The 16,388-nt window shown below is 33.9% G+C and carries 10 protein-coding genes and 1 pseudogene; all 11 read right to left on the bottom strand.

Features of this window, described 5'->3' with window-relative positions; genetic code table 11:
• Positions 1–501: 501 nt before the first annotated feature.
• A complete protein-coding gene (locus B9T31_RS02045; RefSeq protein ID WP_086180290.1) occupies positions 502–717 on the bottom strand; it encodes a YodC family protein in 216 nt (71 codons plus the stop codon).
• Positions 718–1,046: 329 nt separating this feature from the next.
• A pseudogene (locus tag B9T31_RS17955) lies at positions 1,047–1,646 on the bottom strand (IS5 family transposase); the annotation flags it as partial.
• A gap of 190 nt (positions 1,647–1,836) precedes the next feature.
• A complete protein-coding gene (locus B9T31_RS02035) occupies positions 1,837–2,499 on the bottom strand; it encodes an AAA family ATPase (RefSeq protein ID WP_228145967.1) in 663 nt (220 codons plus the stop codon).
• Between the two features lie 934 nt (positions 2,500–3,433).
• Positions 3,434–6,073, bottom strand: coding sequence for a bifunctional aconitate hydratase 2/2-methylisocitrate dehydratase (locus tag B9T31_RS02025; protein ID WP_086180289.1), 2,640 nt, complete (start codon positions 6,071–6,073; stop codon positions 3,434–3,436).
• 293 nt (positions 6,074–6,366) lie between these two features.
• Positions 6,367–6,636: a hypothetical protein gene (locus B9T31_RS02020; protein ID WP_086180288.1), complete on the bottom strand. Its 270-nt coding sequence runs from the start codon at positions 6,634–6,636 to the stop codon at positions 6,367–6,369.
• Positions 6,637–6,758: 122 nt separating this feature from the next.
• A complete protein-coding gene (locus tag B9T31_RS02015; RefSeq protein WP_086180287.1) occupies positions 6,759–7,118 on the bottom strand; it encodes a hypothetical protein in 360 nt (119 codons plus the stop codon).
• A 604-nt stretch (positions 7,119–7,722) separates the two neighbouring features.
• Complete coding sequence (blaOXA, locus tag B9T31_RS02010; protein ID WP_086180286.1) at positions 7,723–8,547, bottom strand: class D beta-lactamase; 825 nt, start codon at positions 8,545–8,547, stop codon at positions 7,723–7,725.
• 244 nt (positions 8,548–8,791) lie between these two features.
• Entirely contained in the window at positions 8,792–9,784 is a 993-nt protein-coding gene (locus B9T31_RS02005; RefSeq protein WP_416202510.1) for a linear amide C-N hydrolase, read from the bottom strand.
• Between the two features lie 350 nt (positions 9,785–10,134).
• A complete protein-coding gene (locus tag B9T31_RS02000; RefSeq protein WP_086180284.1) occupies positions 10,135–10,551 on the bottom strand; it encodes a nuclear transport factor 2 family protein in 417 nt (138 codons plus the stop codon).
• Positions 10,552–10,671: 120 nt separating this feature from the next.
• Entirely contained in the window at positions 10,672–11,376 is a 705-nt protein-coding gene (locus B9T31_RS01995; protein WP_086180283.1) for a helix-turn-helix transcriptional regulator, read from the bottom strand.
• A 490-nt stretch (positions 11,377–11,866) separates the two neighbouring features.
• Entirely contained in the window at positions 11,867–16,375 is a 4,509-nt protein-coding gene (locus B9T31_RS01990) for a translocation/assembly module TamB domain-containing protein (RefSeq protein WP_086180282.1), read from the bottom strand.
• Between the last annotated feature and the right edge of the window lie 13 nt (positions 16,376–16,388).

Raw genomic sequence — 16,388 nt, 5'->3', positions numbered from 1 at the left:
GCCCCTTATCAATAGTAAAAAATATGAACTTTAAAACCAACTACTTTATTTGGTATTTAATTTTAAAATTTTCAGTATTTTACCATTTGTTATATAAAATGATTATAATGACCGTCTATAAAAATAACTCAGCGCGATATAAAAACGGACAAAGGTTTGCATTGTTGGGGTCAATGCAAACCTTTTTTATGCATAAGAAAAACCCACCAAGCATAACTTGATGAGTCTCGAAAAATACAACAATAGAAGAAACAATTCAGCGCGTTGAATCTAATTGTTATTATATAACATTTTTTAAATTAATTCAGTAAAAATACATGGAAAAATAATATATTATTTAAATGATATCCAAACTATCAAAAATAATCATAACTAGTTAATATTCATCATTCAGATTTTTGCTGCATACCACTTTTTTGATGAGTGATGAAACTCAATAACAGATGAATTACTCAAGACCATTCCTCTTTTATTTCTACAATTGAATCAAATTTTAGTTATCTAATCTATTTTACGTGATATCAAAGTTAAACTTGCTTCAGCAAATTTTGCCGACTCAAGCTTTTGTCCAGCAAACCACTGACATTGATAATTTCCTGTAAAATCAAATGGCCGTTTTGCTGGACTTGTTGCCTTAAAAATCACCATCTCAGGACCTCCTGAATTTAATTTAACAATATCCCCAATTTGATATATAGGTTTTCGATCTAGTATCATAGTTCCTCTTTTTTATAAAAGCATTATGTAAGATCTAAGTTAAATACATGTGTGAAATTTATTCTATTTAAAAATGTATCTTAAGTAATTTCTCTAGATTTTATAATCTCGTGATATATATGATGTTAATGCCTTTCAATAAAGCTCTCTTACATATATGTATGACCAGTTTTAAATTCCCAAGCTAATGTATAACCAATCCTTATCTCGCCACTTAAATCCTTTGTATAAATAGTTTTCTTGCGAATATCTATTTCACATTGACCTAAGTCATATCGAGTTGTAATCCCTCGGAAATGCTTTAATCAGGCAAATGTATTTTCAACTCAGTGTCTAATTTTATATAAATACCAATCCATATGGTAATTACTGGATTTAGAATTACATTTCTTTGGTCTATTTGCTTTGGTGTGGGTACCTCCAATTTTCGCTCTGAGTAATCAGCATCATAGCCCTTATCCACACATGCATTTTTTGTTTCTCTTAAATCTAAATTATCTATTAAATCAGGAGCAACTTTCACATCATGATGTGGTGCCATCACCAATGATAAATTCGATAGGATTTTCATTGGTACCCACAGCTAAATGAATTTTAGAGCTATTCTCACCGATACTCTTAGAAATAGATTGCGCTTTGATTCCTACCGCATGTTAATGTTCTCTAACATGACTCGCATCGATAAAGATCTATTCTAGATCTGCACATTTAGACAATAATTTAAATATTTTGAGCAACTTATTAACTTTACTTCATCGACTAAACTTCTTAAAAATAGAGTTTGGCTTACCGAAAGTGTTAGGTAAATCACGCCAAGGTCATCCAGTTCTAATCCGATAAAGAATGGCTTCAATAAATAATCTACCGAAATTGGAAAGAATAGATTTCAGCTTAGACCCGTATTGATCATTCAGCATTGTACGAGGCATAGTGAATAATGAAATTGGGGTTGGCGATTTAATTTTACGACTTCGCTATTTTTTTGCATAACAAATATTAACAGACCCTAATTCTTTAAATTACGATTTAAGAATAAAATAGCAATCAATCTAATAAACTTTTTAGAAATTCACCCTTGGAGTCTAATATTTTCTTATATATATAATATGCATGCGTATCTTATAATTTTATTCTTCTATGGAATTTTTTGTCTAACTCTATAAGATCAGCATCAGGAATTGCCATTAGTAATGGGGAGTGTGTTGCAATAATAAATTGAGTGCCTTTTAGACTTAATTGATTAATTTTACGAATTAAATTAATTAAATTATCAACGGAAAGAGAAGCTTCTGGTTCATCAAAAATATACAAACTATTGGGTTTAAGTCGATGTTCATATAAAGCTTTCATCGACTCTCCATGTGATAGGAGAAGTAAGTCTTTACCACCGTAATATGAATTTATTTTAGCCCCTCCAAACTCCTCTGCATCTAATTTTCTCATTTCGGTAAGGAAATTATAATAAGCCTCTGATCTATAAAAGAATAAGTCAGATATTCTTTTACCAGATTTAATTAATCTAATATGTTCTACAGATTGGAAGTGTGTATCTTCCGTTTTAAAATTAAAATTACGAGCCCCCCCTTCAGCAGGACAACCAAATTTAATAGCGATAGTTACAAGTAAAGTAGATTTTCCTACGCCATTCTCTCCAACGATTACTGTAATATTTTTTTTAAAATTCATTGGGTATATATTAAAAAATAAAAATTCATTTGGCATAGAGCTTAGCATTTCTATCCCTCTTAAAAAATTAGGTTGATTATTATTTATAATGCTCATGATATCACTACGTTCCAGTCTATACCTTCACCTTCAGGCAAATTCTTCGATAAGTTAAATTGATTAGGCAATCCTCTACATGGCTTACGATTCTTGAAGCTGTTAACTCTGACGACATGCCATAATTTGTATAATACTTGGTATTCACGCCAACAACTTAAGCAGAAAAGTATCTAATCCTCTATGTTCAATTTAGATGGAGTTATTTGCCAATTGTAATGTCTATGCGATAAACCACTTAAAATGTCCTATTTCCAATCATAAGTGTTAAGCACAAGATTTACATTTCTTTATTTAATGATGAATTTATGAGCATTAGGGCTTGGCATATTTTTTTGCTTTTGAACGTTTATTCGATTTTCTAATTCTTCATGCTGCTATTGAATATGCGCTAAAAACATTATTTTTGCTTTTTCAAAACTACACTCATCTTCCCATAAGATCGCCCTTAGATATAAAAAGCCTGTATAGTAATTCTGGCATATTACTGAAACCTAGATCAAAATCAAAGGATAATAGTATTACTTGTGCAGTGCCATTGATCGGCAGGGAAAACCTTAGATTTTTTATTGATGAAACATTGGAATATGTAAGCTACTCGTCGATTTTTTAAAAAATGCAATCTGTAAACATTCTTGCCCAATTAGAGTTACTATCGATAATAATGGTTCGAATAAGAAAGTGATTGAGTCTTTTAATCTTGGAATTAGTCGTTTGAAATCATTTTAATCTGTCCAGATCATATTATCTAAAAAAGAGCGCCTGCACATGATGAGGAAACTACATAGACAGAAAAATCTAGGATTATTTAGATATCTTACTTTAACGACTTTCCGATTGAATATAAAAGTCTATTTTCTTAATTTAGTACCAGTTTAAAATCACAAAAATAAGGGCTGAATAAATCAGCCCTTATTTTCAACTACGTCATCAATTAAGACAATTGAGCAGCAGCAATTTTCTTGGTATCAATGTCTTTCGCAGCATTTGTATATTCGCCCATTTGGTCGAAATTCAAGTACTGATAAATATCCGCAGACATGCTATCAATTTGTGCAGCATATTGCTGATATTCTTCTGGAGAAGGTAATTTACCTAATACAGCAGCAACAGATGCAAGCTCAGCAGATGCTAAATATACATTGGCACCTTGACCTAAACGGTTCGGGAAGTTACGTGTAGATGTAGATACACATGTCGTATTTGGCGCAACACGTGCTTGGTTACCCATACATAATGAACAACCTGGCATTTCCGTACGCGCACCAGCTTTACCATAAATATTATAGTAACCTTCTTCCATTAACTGGTGCTCGTCCATACGCGTTGGTGGCGCTAACCATAAACGAGTAGACAAAGAGCCACCTGGTACTTTATCTAAAAGTTTACCAGCTGCACGGAAGTGACCAATATTCGTCATACAAGAACCAACGAATACTTCGTCAATTTTCGCACCTTGAACATCAGAAAGAAGTTTTGCATCATCTGGATCATTCGGACAGCAAAGAATTGGTTCTTTAATATCAGCAAGATCAATTTCATATACTTTCGTATATTCTGCATCTGCATCTGCTTGAAGAAGAGATGGATTTGCCAACCATTTTTCCATGTTCTCAACACGACGAGCCATTGTACGCGCATCGCCATAACCTTGTGAGATCATCCATTTTAACATTGTAATGTTAGAACGTAAGTACTCAGACACTTTCTCTTCTGAAAGTGTAATAGAACAACCTGCAGCAGAACGCTCAGCAGATGCATCTGAAAGTTCAAATGCTTGTTCTACGGTTAAGTCAGTTTCCATTTCTGTTAAGTCGATTTCTAAAATACGACCAGAGAAAATGTTTTTCTTACCTTTTTTCTCTACAGTTAAATCACCTTGTTGAATTGCAACATAAGGAATTGCATGTACAAGATCACGTAATGTGATGCCTGGTTGCATTTTTCCTTTAAATTTAACAAGAATAGATTCTGGCATATCTAGCGGCATTACACCAGTCGCAGCTGCGAATGCTACAAGACCTGAACCAGCAGGGAAAGAAATACCAATTGGGAAACGAGTATGAGAGTCACCACCAGTACCTACAGTATCTGGAAGAAGCATACGGTTTAACCAAGAGTGAATGATACCGTCACCTGGACGTAAAGATACACCACCACGGTTCATGATAAAATCAGGAAGCGTATGTTGCATTTGAACGTCAACTGGTTTTGGATATGCAGCTGTATGACAGAAAGATTGCATGACGAGGTCTGCAGAGAAACCTAAACATGCTAAATCTTTCAATTCATCACGTGTCATTGGACCAGTCGTATCTTGCGAACCGACAGTCGTCATTTTTGGTTCACAGTAAGTTCCAGGGAGTACACCTTGACCTTCTGGAAGACCACATGCACGACCCACCATTTTTTGTGCTTGTGTAAAGCCTTTACCTGTTGCAGCAGGTTGAACTGGTACACGGAACAATGTAGATGGTGCAAGACCTAATTCTTCACGTGCTTTCGTTGTTAAGCCACGACCAACGATTAGATTAATACGACCACCCGCACGAACTTCATCAAGAAGAACTGGGGTTTTAAGTTCAGCTTCAGCAATTTGTACACCATCTTTAGATGCTGTAACTTTCGCTTCCGCATGATTAATATTAAGAACGATTTCATCGCCCATGTTCATGTTTGCAACATCAATTTCGATTGGCAAAGCGCCAGCATCTTCCATGGTATTGAAGAAGATTGGTGCAATTTTAGAACCTAAGCAGTAACCACCATCTTTTTTGTTTGGGATATGTGGAATATCATCACCAAAGAACCAAAGAACCGAGTTCGTTGCAGATTTACGAGATGAACCTGTACCCACAACATCACCAACATATGCAACTTGATTGCCTTTCGCAATGAGTATTTTAATTTGGTTAAGTGGGCCAACTTCACCTGGTTTTTCAGGATTGATTCCTTCACGTTCATTCTTAAGCATTGCATTTGCATGCAATGGAATATCTGGACGACTCCATGCATCTTGTGCAGGAGATAAGTCATCTGTGTTTGTCTCACCTGTTACTTTAAACACAGTGAGTTTAATTTCTGTCGGAACATCACGACGTGACGTAAACCATTCAGCATTTGCCCAAGACTGTAAAACTGCTTGTGCATGTGCATTACCTGCTTTTGCTTTATCAGCAACGTCATGGAATGCATCAAATACAAGAAGTGTTTTTTTCAAAGCTTCAGCAGCTAACTCAGCAAGCTCTGCATTTTCTAGTAGTTCTACTAAAGGCGCTACGTTGTAACCACCAAGCATAGTACCTAATAAATAAACCGCACGTTCTTTAGAAACCAATGGAGATGTTGTTTCTCCTTTTGCCACAGCTGTTAAGAAAGCAGCTTTTACATATGCTGCTTGGTCAACACCCGCTGGAACACGGTTCTCTAACAAGTCAACCAAGAAAGCTTCTTCACCTGCAGGTGGATTTTTTAATAATTCAACCAATGCAGCTGTTTGAACATCATCAAGTGGCTTCGGTGGTACTCCGAGTGCGGCACGTTCTTCAACGTGTTGGCGGTAAGCTTCTAGCACGGTGTAATTCCTCTTTTTTAAAAAATTATTTGTGAATTCCAGCTATTCAAAGCTACACAAATAATATGGACTCTCAAATTTTACTAAAAATCGAGTGAAAAGTTAATGCTAGTAAAGAGTTTCTTTATGATGTCCATTATTTCGCTACGAAATAATGCTCTGATTTAGTTCAATAAGCAATCATTTAACAAACCTAGCATTTAAAACAACTTATCTATACAACTCAATATGAATGAACTTAACAAAAAGGCAACATAATGTTGCCTAATCATTTCTAAAAATAATAATGCATTTTAGTGAACGGTAGTTTTTTGCACATAACTTTTTAGGCTTTCATGACAGCCTTCAAATTTAATTTGAATTTCATCATCATGTAGCATGCAATGTTCAACATGGGCAAAAGAAATCTTTACAGAATAGACCTTGGCATCAGTATTAATCGGGTTTTGGATAAAAACTTTATCTCCCACACTTAATACATATGAACTCCCGCCAATAACAGCCACACCATGTTCATCTTCTAAGAGCAAATCTGAATTATTTAAGTAAGCAACAACTTCCATATTATGAACCTCTTTTTTAGAGTTTCTTTTAATATGTCAAATATCGATAAGTATTTCTATATTTATTATATAGTTTTATGTGAATGAAATTTGCTTAGGCTATTATCAATAACAACCGTTCCTTAGAACGGCTTATAATCTGGCATTTTATCATGTGGCGTTGCGATACACTTAGCGGTAAATTCACTGCGTACTTTTTCTCTTGCGCCTTCAATATCCTGCTTAATTTCACGTTCAGGTAAGGCGTAAACGTACTCAATAATCTCTAAAATAAATGTTTTTGTTGTATCGTCATCAATTTTATTGGCGTGTTCAATTGCCTGATCTTTTTCAATAGCATTTTGACGATCTAACATTATTGTACGCGCAGCATTTCCCACACTCTTACAATATCCATGCCATTGCTCTTCCATAGTTAAAGGCTTTTTTTCCGCACATCCAACTAACATCGCAAATACAACCAATACAACTAACTTTTTCATTCATAATCTCCTCATTGATGTATCATAATCAAAAATGATGAAAAGTTAAAATATGTATCCCGTATCGAATGGATAAACCTACATCAACATAAAAAAGTCACTCTATTTAGCCTGTTTTAATTTACCATTTTTATTTTGTTATCTATTTTTTTGATTTTTCTAAAGTTCTATATGAAAATTTCAAATAAATTGCGCTTACATATATTAGTATAACTTATCTAGAAAGCACAATACCCTGATTTCACAACAATTTAAATTCATACCAAAACACTAGATTATTTAATATAAAACAATATGTTATTTGCATATTTAATTAAATCCTGTATGCTTAAAATTATAAGTATTAAAATAAATAATCTAAAATATAGAACTTTATAAGCCTACAAGTTTCTACTCAACAAAACTTGTAGGTTTTTTATAATGTTACATTTCTTATAATGTATTTATTTGAATTATTCGTTATTTACAATCAAACTTTCTTTTAATCTCAACATTTAACACAACTCCTTATTAACGCTTATTGAACACCTCTACGAATAAAGGTACTCAATTTATAATATTGCCCACTCATGACTTGATCGTTTAATTTAACCACATGATATAATTAAATAATTCCTAAATCATCTAGAGATTTGAGAACAATTTCATTACGAATAGAACCTGGTAAATTTGACTTCATTTCTAAATTGAGTGAGAAAGCAACTTTCTTGCCATCAGCTTGCTCTACCCATCCTGTGAGCCAACCGACTTGAGGCGTAACATCCATTCCCCATCCACTTTTGGCATAAATTTTATTTCCATTAACTTCTTTAATTAAAATCATATTTTTTACAGCTTCCTGCACTTCTGGCTTAAATGGCAGTTTTTTATGTGCAAAATGATCAGCAAATTCAACTTCTTGAATTGGTGTAATTTGTAAAGGCCCAACTAACCAAAAATTATCAACTTCTGTTCCAATGTTAGCATTACCAAAATTTACTCTTTTTACTTCTTTTGTCATTAAATCTAATCCTATCCGCTTGGCAAGCTCTTGATAGACAGGAACTGCAGATAAAGACATCGCTTCGCTCAGATTCATATCTTTTTCCCAAATAGGATATGATCGCTTTTCTCCATTCCATTTAAAAACATCATCTACCGTTACTTTATTATTTTCTAAGCCAATTAAAGCGTTTAACATTTTAAAAGTTGATGCTGGTACATATTGCGTATTAGCACGCGTTAAATCATTACCATAAATATCAATCTGCTCACCCTTTTTAATCACAATCACACCCTGCGTTTGCGCTTCGTTAAAATAACGTGCAATCGCTTGTTGATGTTGAGTGGAAACATTCGATATCTTGCTTGAAGTGACTTGCGATGTTGAACAAGCACTTAAACTAACTAAAATAGAAATACCGAATACAGATAACAACTTTTTACTCATAGTAAACTCAGATGGAACAATTGTGATGAAAAATTAGTGGATTATTGTATTAATTTATCCAATTAAATTTCATATATTATGTTGTTTTATGTAAATATATTACATGAATGTAGCACCATCCCCCCCAACGATACCACATCACTATTTATATGACTTTTACATTAATTTATATACTGTCATATACATTATGTTTAGTTTCAAACATATCAGTATTATCTTTTACCCAGACTTACTATATGAGTATTTAAGAAATTCCTAAAAACTGGAAAGGTTCAGAAATTTTAAATGCTGAATTCGCTTTACTTGAATAAATATTTTCTTGGTTTGCACCAAGTGCCAAAACTTTAATTTCACTCTGCTCAAAATCAATGTCATTTAAGTCCACCCAAAAAATACTTGGTGATGTGGCTGACTCAAAGAAATATAAACCATTTTGATGGTCGACCACTGTACGCCAACGCGTAGATGAAATATTTGGCTCATCTTTAGTATTTAAACCAAATGGTACAGAAGCATTTCGAATGACCCCAAATACACTGGCAAGCGTATCACGTTGATTGGCATTTTTAGGAATTGCATTAATATAAAATGAAGCACGAGCAAATCGATCTGATGCACGATTTGTTCCAGGCAACATCACTGTACCACCAATTTGTTGCCAATATGCATTTAAAGCCAACTGCTTTTCAAATATAGGAGAGTTCGTCATAACTTGATATTCACGACTATGATGGATCACTTGTTGACCATCAATATACTCAACAATCGCACTATCACCTGAAGCATCCGAAATAGATAAATGTAACGTTGCTAGACGTTCTTCACCAGGAACAGTATCCGTCTTTACAGTTAACGGTTCTTTTTCAAGTGCTTCTACTGCCTCTTCTACCGTTGCATAATTATCTAAGATATATTGCGCCCATAATGAAATATTTAAAGATGCTTTTGTATTTGTTGTATGATCTGGGTAGGCTGATTCAACAAGCCACAATAAGTTTGCAACCAAACCTTTCTCATTGATCCCATCAGTCGTTGAAATATCATATCCTGATGCAATAACACTGCCATATTTTGAGGTCCATTCAATGGACTGAGGACCCGCTAGTCCATTTCGTTTTATTTGGCGAGGAAAAATCCATAAATTAGTATGTACGTCTACTTTCCAATCCATTGACCGTGCTGTCATTACACGACCATTTTCCCCCAGATAAACAACTCTTGTACACATGCACTTAATCCTATTTAATTTTAAATAATATTCATGAACCTTTTAATACCATCAATCCCAAAAACGCTACAAATTACATTCTTTTATATGTACTTTATTGATCCTTATTTTATAGAAAACTTAACTTTTAGAGCATTACTTTTTATTTCATATCCGATTTATTATCTTAATTTTAAAGCATCTTAATTTCATAATTATTATTGTTAATATATAACACATTACTGTTACGTATCGTCATATTGACTTATGTCATTTTAGATCAAATTAATATTTATATATTCATGTGAAGGACTAATACTCACTCAAAAAACCCACTGATTCGAGTGAGCTTTTTATATGATGTTTCAATTCAAACGTATTTAATGCTGCGTTCTCATCACAGCAAGTGTATCCATATAATCTCGCCAATAGACAACTTTACGATTCTTAATCGTTATAATTGAACAAAATTTATTATTATAAGCCTTACCAGTACTTGGGTTTATGCCATGAACAGCATATTCTAAAATAATGATATTGCCATTTTCAGTTTTATAAATGTTTAAATCATCTGCGGAATGTAACTCCATAGAATAACTTTTAAACCACTCATAATAAGCATCACGACCTTTGATTTGATTCGTAAAGCCCGGAATATCGTAAATAAAGTCAAAAATTACATCTTCAGCCATAACCTCCCAAAAATTCTCACCATCAACTTCACCGCTTAATCCTTCCATTACAATATTAAAAAATGGTTCCGCTTGTTTTCTATAAATGTATTGATTATTACTCATGATATTATTCCAGTTTCTAGTCATTTAAGCCAAAGAAAAGCATATGAATCATTACGTAACTATTCAATGATTCTATGTTTTCATATCAAAAGAATACACGATGTCCCCTGACAGTTTGTGTCAGGGTGACTCACTCGGCTCAATTGGAATAGCAAACTCACGCTCAAACTCATTCAATAATATTGCACGTTGTTTTGGGTAACGAATACTTGGTATAGCAGTCAAAATACGATCCGTTCTAAAAAATCGAAAAGCCTGTCGTAACTCACACCAAGCAGTCACAATTCGAACATTCTCTAAAAAACCAAGTTGAATTGGCCAAATTACACGTTCAGTCTGATTTTTATGCTCATCTAAATATGTAATGATTATTTTTTGCTGATTTTGAATTGAAATTCTAAAGACTTCCAAAGGAATGATATCGGTAGGAAAGTTTCGATCATGTGGGCCTGCATCCGAGATTGGCATTCTTACAGCAGCCTCTATTTTCGAGGGTAATACACTGATAATTTTAGCGCGAGCAACTTGCGCTGCCTGACGTAAAATAGAATCACCGCGCTGATCGACATAACTTAAACCAAGTAAAAGTGCATCTATTTCTTCTTCACTTAACATAAGAGGCGGAAGAAATAGTCCTGCTTCAAGTATATACCCAACACCTCCTTCTCCTCGAATTGGAGCTCCGCTTGCAATCAAACTCGCAATATCACGATAAATTGTTCGTTCAGATACATCCAATTCGCATGCCAATACGGATGCTGTTACAGCTTTACGACGACCACGTAATGCTTGTAATAAAATAAGAAGGCGAGTAGAACGACTCATTAATAATCCATTTCACGATTAATATAAACTTTCATATCATATGTATATTTTGACAGATGCCACATTTTGTCTAGATATAATCAAAATAACAATGTGGTCAGAACCACCAAAAAAATTTCTATTGTTTAATCATCTAAATATATATTTAGCAATAGATTTTAAATCGACCATCCAAATCAGAGAACAAAACAATTGATTTAATTAACTCTACGGATAAATTTCGAAATAATATTGCATTTGATTTTCTATGATATATCTTAAAAATAAAAAGACCAGATATAAAAACCAATCCTCTAATTTTCAGTAAACAAAAGGTTTTAAAACTAAACCCAGTTTAAGTCTAATCTAAAATATTTAAGTTTTACTTCAGGTCTAATTTACAAACTCAACGTTTGTATTTTAAACCTGACCTTTCTTAGAAATTCATATCACTTTTTAATGTATTGAAAATAAATAATAATTTCTTCTACAGATAAAGATTTTCAAACCATTAAAATTTCCAATTATAGAAAAAGTCTATCGCTTTTTCTAAAGATTGACTTGCTTCTAAATAAAAGCGTTTATTTAATTGATATCGCAGAGTCAATTTATTAACTGAACTAAATACACCTACACCATATCGAATAAATAAATCAGGAGTGATATATCCCGTTAGGCTCACCTGTGTATCATCACCATCACCACGCGCATCTAAAGCCAAACCACTGAGACCAAATGTTCGACCAATTTCATTGGTAAATGCCCGTGTACTTCCAAGCCCCATACTTAAGCCTGCAGCTGCAATAGTGTTATTAACATCAGATTTAAAGCCCGCTGTTCCTGCAAAAGAACCAGAACCATCATTAATACGCCCAGTCAGCAAGGCATTCAATGCCTCTTGTTCCGACAAACCTGCATCATTATAAATTCGAATATTAGGGCTAGATGCGGTACCAGAAACTCTGACGCCAACTAAGTTACCTTGAATACTTTTACTCGTATCAACATCCAATGTTGGATTGGATAAAGGACCATTAAAACGTGCGATTGCTTTATTTAAATTTAAAGACTGCCCATAAGCTTCAAATGTTACTTGTTGACTGACGCCAATAGCACCATTTGCTCGCATCGCAGCTTCACTTCCTACTTGAGATAAATACAGGCGACCAACCAATGGGAATCGACTATCAAAACCTTGAAATATCACCTGATTTCCTAATCGTAAATCAATTTTTGTCTCAATTTTCCATGGTTTTGCCGCTTTTAATATTTCTAATTGATTTTTTCCTGCCTGTATCACACGCGCATCTGGAGAAACTTCAGTCACAGGTTCTGAAGACTCAGGCATAGAGATTAAAGCCCTTGGAATCAATATATTTCCATCAACCTTTAATGTTCTTTTTAATGGATAAGCTTCCAATGACATATTAGGCGTCACAAGTGCAGTGATTAACGGCGCTTGGCGAACTAATAAATTTTCACCTTTCAAATTCAATTGAATTTTAGGCTCACCTTTCCAATTAATATTTCCTGTTAGGTTTCCAACCCCTTGCCCACTGTTAAATGCACCATTAATTGATGCTGAATCTTGTCGGATTGCGGTATATATTTGGATATTCGTCAAATTGACGGGGAGTGAAATCATACTAATTTCACCATTTTTCAGACGCATTTCACCTGTGAGTAATGGCTCAGTTAAAGAACCATGTACTTTTCCAGCAAAAGATAAAATACCCCCCATTTTTCGAACATCTGGAATAAATGGTTTAAAGACTTTTAAATCAATTTCATTAAATGCCACTTCCCCACGCATATTTTTATTATCACTATAAGGATCAATAATAACATTTGCATACCCTGTACCAATTGCAGGTGTTTTCACATCCAAACGAATTTGTAAACCTTCAGCCACACTCTTTGCAATTAAAGCCACTTGCTCATAAGGTAAATTAGAACCAACTTCCCCAGAATCTGTATCTGCAATTCCTAAAAGACCATTTTGAGTAATAATTTTTGCATCAATATTCGGTTTTTTTCCATGTGCCCACGAAGCTCTCGCATAACCATTTAGCTTACCCGTCAATGCTAAACCTTCTGGCATAAATGCAGCAAAGTCTCCTAAATCTAGATTCTCCGTAATAAAAGATACATTGCCTTTATTTGCACTGATTTTAATTGGCTGATCAAAGCAAAGCTGACTTCCTTTACTTGCCCAACAATGTGCACCAACAAAGAGTTCATTATTATTTGGATTATAAATCACTGATGCATTTTGCACTTGAGTCAAACGCGTTCTAAAGGAATCTAAATCTCCTTTTTGAATTTGACCCAACCAATCATTTTGTGCATTAAATCCGCCAGCCAGCTGTACAAAAAACTGTGTATATTTATTTTCAGCACTTAATTTTGCAATATGTGCTTTTCGTGTGCCCGTAATTGATATTTCAGCCTGTTGAATCTCTCTTTGACCACTACGGAGTGATGTTAAACTTGCAATCAATTGTGATGGTAAATTATCTGAAGCAGGCAATTCACCTTGCACCCGAATTTTTTGGATATTAAAAATATTATTAAAACTTAAATTATCAACAGCTAAGTTTGCTAAAACTTTTAAGTGAGGTTTAGACTGAATATCTAGATAGCCATATGCACGACCTTTTAATCCTGCATATACCTCTCGTAAAGCTGGCGCATTAACTTTAATTTTTAAACTTTGTTGATTACCAGAGGCTTGTAACTGATTTTGTGCATAACTTAAAAATAAATTATTGGCTTCAAATTGTTCAGGTACAGCCGCATTTTTATTCGACAAAATCAATGCTAAATTACCCGTACCACGTACCGGTTTATTGTTAATTGTTCCTGCTAGATTTAACTTTGAAATTTTTACTTTTTTCAAAGCATCAGACCATGTTCCTTCGGAATGAACGATTCCAGAAATTTCACCGCGAACACTTTGTGCAAAATAATGGGGTTTAAAATGTACCAATGATGCATTGATATCCCAACCCACACCATTATTTAAATTTAACATCCCATTTGCAGCAATTTTTCCAGCAATACCATCATGATATAAATTTGTAATTTTAATATAGTCAGTCGTGCCTGCAACAGTTGCTTTTAATACACCGGCACTGCCTGGTATAGCATCAGCTTTTAGTGCACCATCATATTGGACCGCAAAACTTTTAAAACCACCGCCTGCTTTTTCATCTTTAAATAAAACAGCAGCTGTACTCTTTCCTGTTAAATGAACAATTTCATTAGAACCATCTAAACGCCCATTTAAATTAATTGCATTTAAATGAATAATTTGTTGATTAGGTTTTTCATAACCATTGGCGCTTAATTCGCCATTTAATAAATTAATAGGTGCAGCAGCAGCGATACTTTGAGGATTAAAATGAGTCGCTTTAAGTGCTGCATTCCATTTCAATTGTTGCTTATCAGTTGGTAAATTAACAACGGCATTCCCTTTTAAGCTGCCTGTTCCATTCACATAACTTAAAGTAGGAATATTTAAATGATTCTCTTTAATATTTAATTGAGCCTGATATTGTCCTAATGGTAATGCACTTTTCTCATGTGCCAAAATAGTTGTAGAAAATTGAATGTCTTCTTGTTTTTCAAGCAATTTTATCTTCACATCACCCGTATTGCTTTTTAACCAACCAATATATGGCATTGCTCGGTCAATATTTTTCCAATGAACATCAAGTAACATTGGTTCAAACTTATTTGGTTCTGCTTCGTTTTGATTTAAAGACAAATCCCATGTTTCATACTCATCAAAATCGACCAATCCTGTTACGTGTAAACCTTTTGCTAAATCGCCTTTAGAGGCAATTTTAGCGTTTAATTTTTCAGGTAAAAATTCTTTTACAATGGTCGGAATAATTGGATCGTTTGCATCTAAATGATCTAAGCGTCCTTCTAAATTCCAATGAACTGACTTTTCCCAATCTACAATTCCTGCAAGATTGATACTGCCTTGCATCAGTTGACCATTAAAGTTCTTAATGTCTAATTGATGGATATAATCGGTATGCATCACCGCTGTATATTCACCCTTAGGAATATCTTTTCCACGGAGATCTGTTTTTAATTCAAAATTTAATCCATGTGAATTCCCAATGAATCGAATCTCACCTTTTTCTGCAAATAATTTTTGCTCTGGTAAAATTGGAAGATGATATTGATTTAATTTTAATGCACCATTCATTGGTACGCCGTCACGAACAGGATGAATAACGCCCCATCCCGTTAACATATCTGGGGTTTGTGTCGCAAAACCAGCTTGAATAGTATCCAGTGAACCTTTAGCAACGACAAAAATATCATGAACATTTAAACTTTCATGTAATGAGGGTAAATTCACTGATGCACGTAAACTCAGCGGATATTTTCCTGAAAAATTAATATATCCAACGGCATTTCGGACATTCAAATACCCCATATCCATATAAATATTCTTGAAATCAAGGCGTGTTTCTTTCCACAACGTATTTTCTAAATGAATACTATAAAAATCAACTTCTGTTGCGGTTGCTGTCTGAATCTGTAAATGATCGACATCTGCCCGATTTAACCTTAAAACAAAGGGTAATTTAATTTCATTAAACTTAAAAGGTTCATGACTTGGTGGTCCTTTCATGATGACCTTTAAACGTTGTACATCTGCATAACGTAAATGAATTTCTTTATTTAAAACTGCTCGCCAACCTAAGGATATTTCTGCGCGATCAATTTTCACATCAACACTTTCTAAAGTTACCAAAATATTTTTGAGCGCGATACCTTGTAGTAAATTTCCCTTTTCATATTCATATTTAATGATATGTTGTCTTTCTAATACACTATCTAAAAGAAACTTACTTCCTTTATCGGTAGAAAACATTACCGCTAAAGCTGCAACAATAAAAATCAGCACGAACAAAAGTGAAAGTACAATACTTTTAAATAATTTACGCTTTGGTGGAAGCGGTGCTGGTGCTTCAGATTGCTGTTGAACGTCAGCCATATTTTAAATTAAA

This window comes from Acinetobacter sp. ANC 4558, from assembly GCF_002135375.1.
Taxonomy (GTDB): Bacteria; Pseudomonadota; Gammaproteobacteria; order Pseudomonadales; family Moraxellaceae; genus Acinetobacter.
Note: the sequence above shows the minus strand (reverse complement) of the source record. Positions and strands in the feature narration are given on the sequence as shown.

What these genes read in the sequence shown, in the direction of transcription:
- B9T31_RS02000 (WP_086180284.1), bottom strand. Translation starts at nt 10,551, where the DNA reads ATGAGTAATAATCAATACATTTATAGAAAACAAGCGGAACCATTTTTT.
- B9T31_RS02035 (WP_228145967.1), bottom strand. Translation starts at nt 2,499, where the DNA reads ATGAGCATTATAAATAATAATCAACCTAATTTTTTAAGAGGGATAGAA.
- B9T31_RS02020 (WP_086180288.1), bottom strand. Translation starts at nt 6,636, where the DNA reads ATGGAAGTTGTTGCTTACTTAAATAATTCAGATTTGCTCTTAGAAGAT.
- B9T31_RS01995 (WP_086180283.1), bottom strand. Translation starts at nt 11,376, where the DNA reads ATGAGTCGTTCTACTCGCCTTCTTATTTTATTACAAGCATTACGTGGT.
- B9T31_RS02045 (WP_086180290.1), bottom strand. Translation starts at nt 717, where the DNA reads ATGATACTAGATCGAAAACCTATATATCAAATTGGGGATATTGTTAAA.
- blaOXA (WP_086180286.1), bottom strand. Translation starts at nt 8,547, where the DNA reads ATGAGTAAAAAGTTGTTATCTGTATTCGGTATTTCTATTTTAGTTAGT.
- B9T31_RS01990 (WP_086180282.1), bottom strand. Translation starts at nt 16,375, where the DNA reads ATGGCTGACGTTCAACAGCAATCTGAAGCACCAGCACCGCTTCCACCA.
- B9T31_RS02015 (WP_086180287.1), bottom strand. Translation starts at nt 7,118, where the DNA reads ATGAAAAAGTTAGTTGTATTGGTTGTATTTGCGATGTTAGTTGGATGT.